Here is a 7,792-nt window from a genome sequence, read left to right as displayed (position 1 = left end):
GGCCGACGCCCTGCCGGTGGTCGACGTCCTGGTCAACAACGTGGGCATCTTCGGCTCGCGCCCGGCCCTCGACATCACCGACGACGAGTGGCGGCGGTACTTCGAGGTGAACGTGCTGGCGGCGGTGCGGCTGACCAGGACGTACCTGCCGGGGATGCGCGAGCGCGGCTGGGGCCGGGTGCAGTACATCGCCAGCGACTCGGCCGTGGTGATCCCGGCGGAGATGATCCACTACGGCGTGTCGAAGACGGCGCTGCTGGGGGTGTCGCGCGGGTTCGCCAAGGAGGCGGCGGGCAGCGGGGTGACGGTGAACTGCGTGCTCGCCGGGCCCACCCACACCGGCGGCGTCGAGGACTTCGTGTACGAGCTGGTGGACCGGTCGCTGCCGTGGGAGGAGGCGCAGCGGGAGTTCATGCGCCTGCACCGGCCGCAGTCGCTGCTGGGGCGGTTGATCGAGCCGGAGGAGATCGCGAACCTGTGCGTGTACCTGGCTTCGCCGCCGGCGTCGGCGACGACCGGGGCGGCGGTGCGGGTGGACGGCGGGTACGTGGACTCGATCGTGCCGTAGGGGTCATCGGGCGAGGGGGATCTTGGGGATCGCGGCGCGGATCATGGCGGCCGGTTCGGGCACGTCCACGCCGAGGCGACGCAGGTGGTCGGCCACCTCGGTGACGGTCATCGAGAACTTCGCCGCCGCCTCGACCAGGTGGGCGAGGTTGACGGACTCCTCGCGGCCGAGCAGGAACGGGCGCTGGCCGTCGAAGCCCGTCGACAGCAGCCGCGTCTCCTCCACGCTCACCTCGGTCACCTCGGCGCCGGGTGCGAGGCGCAGGCCGTAGCCGGCCAACCTGCGCAGTGCTTCGCGCGGGGGAACACCGCTGACCCGGTGGAACAGGGCGACGTGGTGCGGCCGCACCGGTTGGTCCGCGTCCAGCCACGGCGACCCGCCGTCGAGGTCGCGCGACAACAGCACCTCGTCACCGCCGACCGGGTGGCCGACGAGCGGGGTCCGGCACCGGAAGCCGTGCCGGACCAGCCTCTCGACCACCGCGCTCAGCGACAGGTCCAGTTCGACCGCCGTGGACACCACCTGGCCGGGCGGCACCGACTGGGTCCGGTCGAGCCAAGGAGCCTGCCCGTTCGCGTTCCGGCTGAGCAGCAGGAGGTCGAGGTCGTCGCGGGGCGCCGGATCGTCCTGGACGACGAACCCGTAGCGCTCCAGCCGGTCCCGCACCGGGTCGACGCCGAGGTGGAGGACCTGTCCGGCCCAGACCACCTGCGCGAACGGAATGGGGAAGTCCGTCGACAGCCACTCGCTGTCGTGGTCGCCGGGCCATCGACTCAGCAACGAGACGTCCGCTTCCGCCACGGCCTCGGGGAGTTCGTCGACGGCGCCGACGTCGAAGCCGTACCGCGCCAGGCGTCGCCTCACCTCGGGCAACGTCAGACCGAGGTCGAAATGGGCGTGGAGGACCTGCCCGGGGGAAGCGCGCATCGAGGGCTGCGGTTGCTCGAACGCGCCGCCGGACCGGTTCTTCACCAGGGCGAGGTCGACGAGGTCGGGCACCCTGCTGTCGGAGAAGCGGTCCGCTTCCGGTCGACCGAGGTTCAGGGCCGCGGCGCGGAGGGCGGTCTCCCTCGGGGTGGCACCGGTTTCCCGGGCGACCTCCAGGATTTCGTGCGGGGTGATCGGTTCGGTGGGCTGCTCCCACAGGAGCGTGTGCGGCCAGATGTTGGCGAGCAGGGCCGCGTCGGACGGCACGGCGGGCAGGACCGGGCCGACGTCGGCGAGTTCGGGCACCAGGGCGACGAAGGAGTCCAACGTCCTGTTCGGCCTGTTCGCCAGCAGGCGCCACAGGTAGACGTGGTCGGCCAGTCCCATGCCGTTCGTCGGTCGGAGCATCTCCGGCAACTGGCTCCACGTGGGGAGCCGGTGATCCTGCGCGATCAGGTTGACGTCCTGGGGGAAGCTCGTGCCGGTCTCGCCGAACCCCCTTCGGGTGACGACCAGATCGGCCAGCCGAGGCGTGTTCCAGGCCACTCGGCTGGTCCACTCCAGGGAGGCCAACCGGGAGCGGAGCAACTCGTCGACGCCGCGGACGAGCAGGGTCTCGACGCGGTCGGACACGTCGTCGACCACCTTCGTGCGGTCGACCGACAACCTGGGGGCGAATTCACCGGTCAGGTTCACGACCGCCCCTGTGAACGCTCCCTCGGACGTGGGATCGGCGAAGACGCCGTGCCGATGTCCCGGCTCGACGTGCAAGCCGTCCACCAGGACCGCGCCGCCGTGCTCGCACCAGATCACTCGGCCGTCCACGGCCGGGACGAGCTCACCGTGGGCGTTCAGCCCCTCGGTCTGCCAGGTGGGTCTCCTGCGCGAGCGGAACGCACCCGGCTCCCACTCCTCCCGTTCGGGTCCCTGCTGGGCCGAGGTGCGGAATTCGGCGATGCCCAAGACCCGGCGCAGCACCTGCACGCAGGAGGTCGCGCCGCCTCCGCGCAGGTAGAGCCGGACGGTCGTGCCCGGTCCCCTGTGGTCCTCGACCGTTTGGATCTTGAACAGGTGCCCTGGCCCGGAGATGACGGCGCGCAGGGTCGGTTCGCGGCGGACGCCGTCCCGCGCCATGCGGCACGTGGTCACGGTGATCTCGTCGGCCAGCATGAAGTAGCTGAGCACCCCGATGCCGAAGCGGCTGTTCGGGTGCAGCTCCACCGGCGGGTCGAGGGCGTGCCAGTCGGCCTGCTCGTCGCGGAACTCCGGCAGGTCCGCGAATCGGGCGCCGGCCCGGGAGAACACGTCCTTGAGCTCCGACTCCCCCATGCCCACGCCGTTGTCGGCGCAGTCGAGGTAGGCGCGGCCGTGCTCGTCGACGCCCTGGGTGAAGGCGATGCGCCCTTCCCACGACGACCGGCGGTCGGTGGTGCGTTCGAGGTACTGCTCCCGCGCGCGGCGGTAGCGGCAGGCGTCCAGGGCGTTCTGGTACAGCTCGCGGACCGCGAGGTTGCGGTCGCGGTAGAGCTGCTCCCCCATCAGCAGTTCGCGCACGCGCTGCTCGTCGAGGGTGAACCGGCTCCAGCCGCTGAACTCGAGCACGTTGTCAGCGTCGCGGGCGGCGTTCACCTGATCCGCCGACGCCCGCACGGGCAGCCGCGCCAGCACTTCCAGGCCCGCGTGCTTCGCGGCCGCGTTCCGGACCGCGTGCAGCAGGACGTCCATGCGGGCGGCCTGCTCCCTGAGCGCTTCGATGACTGCCGCGTGCTGGCACACGGCCTTGAGCACCAGGCCGTCGGCCTGGGTTTCCCAGGTGGCCCTCGCCAGGGTGTCGTGCAGGCGCTCCAGATCAACGGGGGCCGGGATGCCGAGGTGCTGGACGATGGTCTCGGAGAGGTCGGTGATCGGTGTCGTGGCGGTGTGCGCGACGCCCAGAAGTAGACCGAGCAGGGATTCCCGGATCCGCTGTTCGTCCGGCTCCCCGCCGTGGAGGGTGCGGTAGGGCGCGAACTGGCCGAGGCGTTGGGGGCCGCAGAGCGCCTGCGGACCCAGGCGCAAGCCGTAGAGCAGTTCCCGGACGACATCGACGTCCAGGACCTCGGCCAGGGGGCCGGCATCGACGCGTGCGAGCAGGTCGCCCACGGACTTGCGCTTGACGACCTCCGCGCGCTGCCTGACCCACCGGTGGAACAGCCACCACCCGATGTCCGCCCGGGCGTCGGAACGGTCGGGCAGGTCCGGCAGCAGGGCGCGGTCGACCAGGCGCGAGTGGTCGCGGAGGTGTCGTTCGTAACCGGCGCGGTCGCCGTCCGTCGCTCCGGTCTGGGCGAGGTCCGTCGGGTCGACGGCGCTCAGGTCGGCGGCGGCCCGGTCCCACAGCACCTGGTGCAGCAGCGGCACGAGGGTCAGCAGCACGGCCTCGGCCGGGTCGAGGACCAGCGCGTCGCCGAGCCTGTGCCTGAGCAGCCAGCCGACGCGCTTGGTGAAGCGCTCCGCGAGGCCGGCGTCGTGCCAGGGGTCGGAGGCGGGCTCGGGGCGCAGCGCGGCCAACCGGCCGGCCACCGCCACGGCCTGGTCGCGCAGGTCGCCCGGGGCCCGCACGTGGTTCCAGGCCTCCGACCGCGCCACCGCCGCCATCCACGGGTCGGTGGGCTCCGCGGGCGCCGGTGGTGGCAGGTGGTAGTTGACCGAGCCGATCTGCAGCACGGGACCCCGCGCCTCGCCGCTGAACTCGTTGTGCACCCCGCCGCCGCTCACGGCGGGACCATAGCGCCCGCGTCACCCTGCGTGCACGGTCGACCGCGAGAACGGCAGAAGTCGATTCAGGCAGTCTGATCGGCCCAACGGAAGTGACTACTTTCGGACGACACTGTCGGTTGCAAAAGTTTCGCGAACCGCACAGGAAAAAGAACGGTAACCGCTCGGACACGCCCTGCTACCGACGATAAGAAAGGTTGATAACCCACGCGGGTCATTCCCTATGACCGGTTCGACCGTTCAGTGGATTTCATGGGCCATATCCGGACGCGTAGCGTTGCCACCCACATCAACCCGCCCACATCCGCCAAGGGCAGGAGTACCACCATGAGCACCGACAACGCGGATTACCGCGAATTCCTCGTCGTCATCAACGACGAGGAGCAGTACTCGATCTGGTTCGCCGACCGGGACCTCCCGCCGGGGTGGCGGGCCGAGGGCACCAGGGGCGCGCGCGACGAGTGCCTCGCCCACATCGACCAGGTCTGGACCGACATGCGGCCGCGCAGCGTCCGGGAGCACCTCGCCGCCCAGTCCGGCTGAGGGCGCTCCCGCCCGACCTCTCGAAAAATCACCCCCCGTCCACGTGAACGGGGCGAACGCCGCTGCGCGCGATTCGGCCGCCGGGTATTCCCGGTGGCCCCTTCGGGTGTGCGCGGGAAACACATCAGCCGGGGAGGTATTGGTGCACACGGAATCGTTAACGCGGCTCGCGCCCGCGCTGCCGTTGCAGAGCGGGATGATCGCGGCCGGGTTGCGGGACCCGTCGGCCGGGACGGATGTGATCCAGTGCGTCCAGCACTGGCCGAACGGGCTGGACACCGACGCCTACCTCGCGGCGTGGCGGGCGGCGGTGGAGCGCCACCCGTTGTTGCGCACCCGGTTCGCCTGGCGGGCCGACGGCGGCATGGAGCAGTGGGCCGGCCCGGCCGAGGACGTCCCGGTGCGGTTCGACGGTTCGGCGACCGACCTCGACGCGTTCCTGGCCGCCGACCGGCGCTCGGGGGTGGACCCGGTCTCCGGGCCGCCGCTGCGGGTGGTGGCGCTGCCCGGTGACGTGGTGGTGGTGACCTTCCACCACGCGATCCTCGACGGGCGGTCGCTGGCCATGCTGCTGGGCGAGGTCGACGACGACTACGCGGCCCGCCGCGCGGGTGGCGCGCTGGAGTTCCCGGAGCGCCCGGACTTCGCCGACTACGCCCGCTGGTACGACGCCCGGCCCGCGTCCGCGCGGATCGCCGAGGAGCGGTTCTGGGCCGACGAGCTGTCCGGCCTGCCCGCACCCGGGCCGCTGCCGCTGGAGCACGCCGGGCCGGGCACGCCGGTGATGGCCACGGCGGGCGCCGAGCTGACCGACGCGGAGAGCGCGGCGGTGCGCGCGCTGGCCGACGGCGCGGGCGTCACGGTGAACACCGTCGTGCTGGCCGCGTGGGGGCTGCTGCTGGCCGTGCACGCGCGGCGCGACGAGGCGGTCTTCGGGGTGACCCGCGCGGCCCGGCACGGCACGGTCGAGGGCGCGCGGGACATGCTGGGCCTGCTGCTGGCCACCGTGCCGCTGCGGCTGCCGGTGGACCGGGACGCGTCGGTGGCCGACTGGCTGCGGTCGGTGCGGGAGCGCTCGGTCGCGGCGCGGGACCACCAGCTGTGCCCACTGCCGGCGATCCAGCGCGCCGCGGGCCACGACGCGCCGCTGATGGGCAGCCTGGTGCTGTTCGAGCACCAGGAGATCAACACGGTGCTGGCCGCGCGGCCCTCGTCGCCGCCCGGCAGACGGGTGCGCATCCTGCGCACCCCCGGCTACGCCATGACGCTGTACGCCTTCGCCGAACCCCGCCTGAGCCTCCAGCTCATCCACGACACCGGCCGCTTCCCGGACTGGGCCGCCGACGCGCTGCTGGCGCGGGTGCGCGACCTGCTCGCGGGCATGGCCGAGGACCCCGGCCGGGCGGTGCGGGAGCTGACCGGGCCGCGCGGCGACGAGCTGCGGCGCGTCCTGCGCGAGTGGAACGACACCGCGGTCGACCTCGACGAGTCCGCGACCGCGACCGCGCTGTTCGCCGAGCAGGTGCGGGTGCGGCCGGGCGCGGACGCGGTGTTCGACGGCGAGCGCTGGCTGAGCTACGCGGAGCTGGACGAGCGGTCCAACCGGCTGGCGCACGTGCTGGTCGAGCGGGGCGCGGTGCCGGACCGGCCGGTGGGGTTGGCGCTGCCGCGCGGCGCGGACCTGGTCACCGCGATACTCGCGGTGCTCAAGACCGGCGCGGCGTACCTGCCGCTGGACCCGGCGAACCCGGCGGCGCGGGACGCGGTGGCGCTGCGGGAGTCCGGCACGCCGCTGGTGGTGACCGACCGGCCGCGCCCGCTGCCCGGGGGCGTGGCCGGCGTGGTGCTGTCCGAAGTGGACCTCGGGGCGCGGTCCCCGGTGTTCCGGGCGGTCCCGGCACACCCGCTGGGCGTCGCCTACGTCAACTACACCTCCGGCTCCACCGGCAGGCCCAAGGGCGTCGCGGTACCGCACCGGGGCGTGGTGCGGCTGGTGACCCGGCCGTCGTTCGCCCGGTTCGGCCCCGGGCAGACCTTCCTGCACCTGTCGGCGACCGCGTTCGACCTGACCACGCTGGAGGTGTGGGGCGCGCTGCTGACCGGCGGCCGGGTGGTGCCCGCGCCGGAGGGCCCGGTGGAGCCGGCGGTGCTGGCCGGGTTGCTGCGCGAGCACCGGGTGAGCGTGCTGTGGCTGACCGCCGGGCTGTTCCACGCGCTGGGCCCGGACCTGCTCGCGGACGTCGAGCAGCTGCTGGCCGGCGGTGACGTGCTCGCGCCGGACGCGGTGCGCGCGGCCCTCCGGGCGCGCGGCGGCAAGCCGGTGGTCAACGGGTACGGGCCGACGGAGAACACGACCTTCACCTCGTGCCACGTGATGACCTCCGCCGACGGGGTCGGCGCCACCGTGCCGATCGGCGCGCCGGTGCCGTCCAGCACGGTGTACGTGCTGGACGAGGAGATGCGGCCGGTGCCGGTCGGCGTGCCCGGCGAGCTGTACACCGGTGGTCACGGGGTGGCGCGCGGGTACTGGGCCGCGCCCGGCCTGACCGCGGCGAAGTTCGTGCCCGACCCGTTCGCCGAGCGGCCGGGGCAGCGGCTGTACCGGACCGGCGACCTGGCGCGGTGGCGGCCGGACGGCGTGCTGGAGTTCCTGGGCCGCGCGGACCAGCAGGTGAAGGTGCGCGGTTTCCTGGTCGAGCCGGCCGAGGTCGAGGCCGTGCTGCGGGAGCACGCCGGCATCGGCGCGGCGGCCGTGCTGCCGGTCGGCGACGGCGACGCCCGGCACCTGGTGGCGTACGTGGTGCCCTCCGGTCCGCTGGACGTGGACCGGGTGCGGGCGCACGTCGCGGAACGACTGCCCGCCTACCTGTGCCCGGCGCGGTACGTGCCGCTGCCGGAGCTGCCGCTGAACCGCAGCGGCAAGGTGGACCGGGCGGCGCTGCGTTCGGTCCGCGCCCCGGGCGCGCGGGGCGCGGGCCGAACTCCCCCCTCGTCGGA

4 protein-coding genes are annotated in these 7,792 nt (G+C 73.3%); 3 read left to right on the top strand and 1 reads right to left on the bottom strand.

Annotation, left to right across the window (positions count from 1 at the left end; all coding sequences use genetic code 11):
- A partial coding sequence (locus tag ACFV4N_RS36365; protein ID WP_499677207.1) for an SDR family NAD(P)-dependent oxidoreductase occupies positions 1-568 on the top strand: 568 nt, incomplete at its 5' end.
- A gap of 3 nt (positions 569-571) precedes the next feature.
- Here the strand turns inward: ACFV4N_RS36365 and ACFV4N_RS36360 are convergent.
- Positions 572-4,252: a wHTH domain-containing protein gene (locus ACFV4N_RS36360; protein WP_499677206.1), complete on the bottom strand. Its 3,681-nt coding sequence runs from the start codon at positions 4,250-4,252 to the stop codon at positions 572-574.
- A gap of 327 nt (positions 4,253-4,579) precedes the next feature.
- Here ACFV4N_RS36360 and ACFV4N_RS36355 point away from each other — a divergent pair, with 327 nt between their 5' ends.
- Both ACFV4N_RS36355 and ACFV4N_RS36350 read left to right on the top strand, forming a co-directional pair.
- Complete coding sequence (locus ACFV4N_RS36355) at positions 4,580-4,795, top strand: MbtH family protein (protein ID WP_499677205.1); 216 nt, start codon at positions 4,580-4,582, stop codon at positions 4,793-4,795.
- Positions 4,796-4,937: 142 nt separating this feature from the next.
- Positions 4,938-7,792: non-ribosomal peptide synthetase (locus ACFV4N_RS36350; RefSeq protein ID WP_499677204.1), on the top strand; the 2,855-nt coding region annotated here is incomplete at its 3' end.

Origin of the sequence: Actinosynnema sp. NPDC059797, assembly GCF_042732085.1 — a bacterium.
GTDB lineage: Bacteria > Actinomycetota > Actinomycetes > Mycobacteriales > Pseudonocardiaceae > Actinosynnema.
Note: the sequence above shows the minus strand (reverse complement) of the source record. Positions and strands in the feature narration are given on the sequence as shown.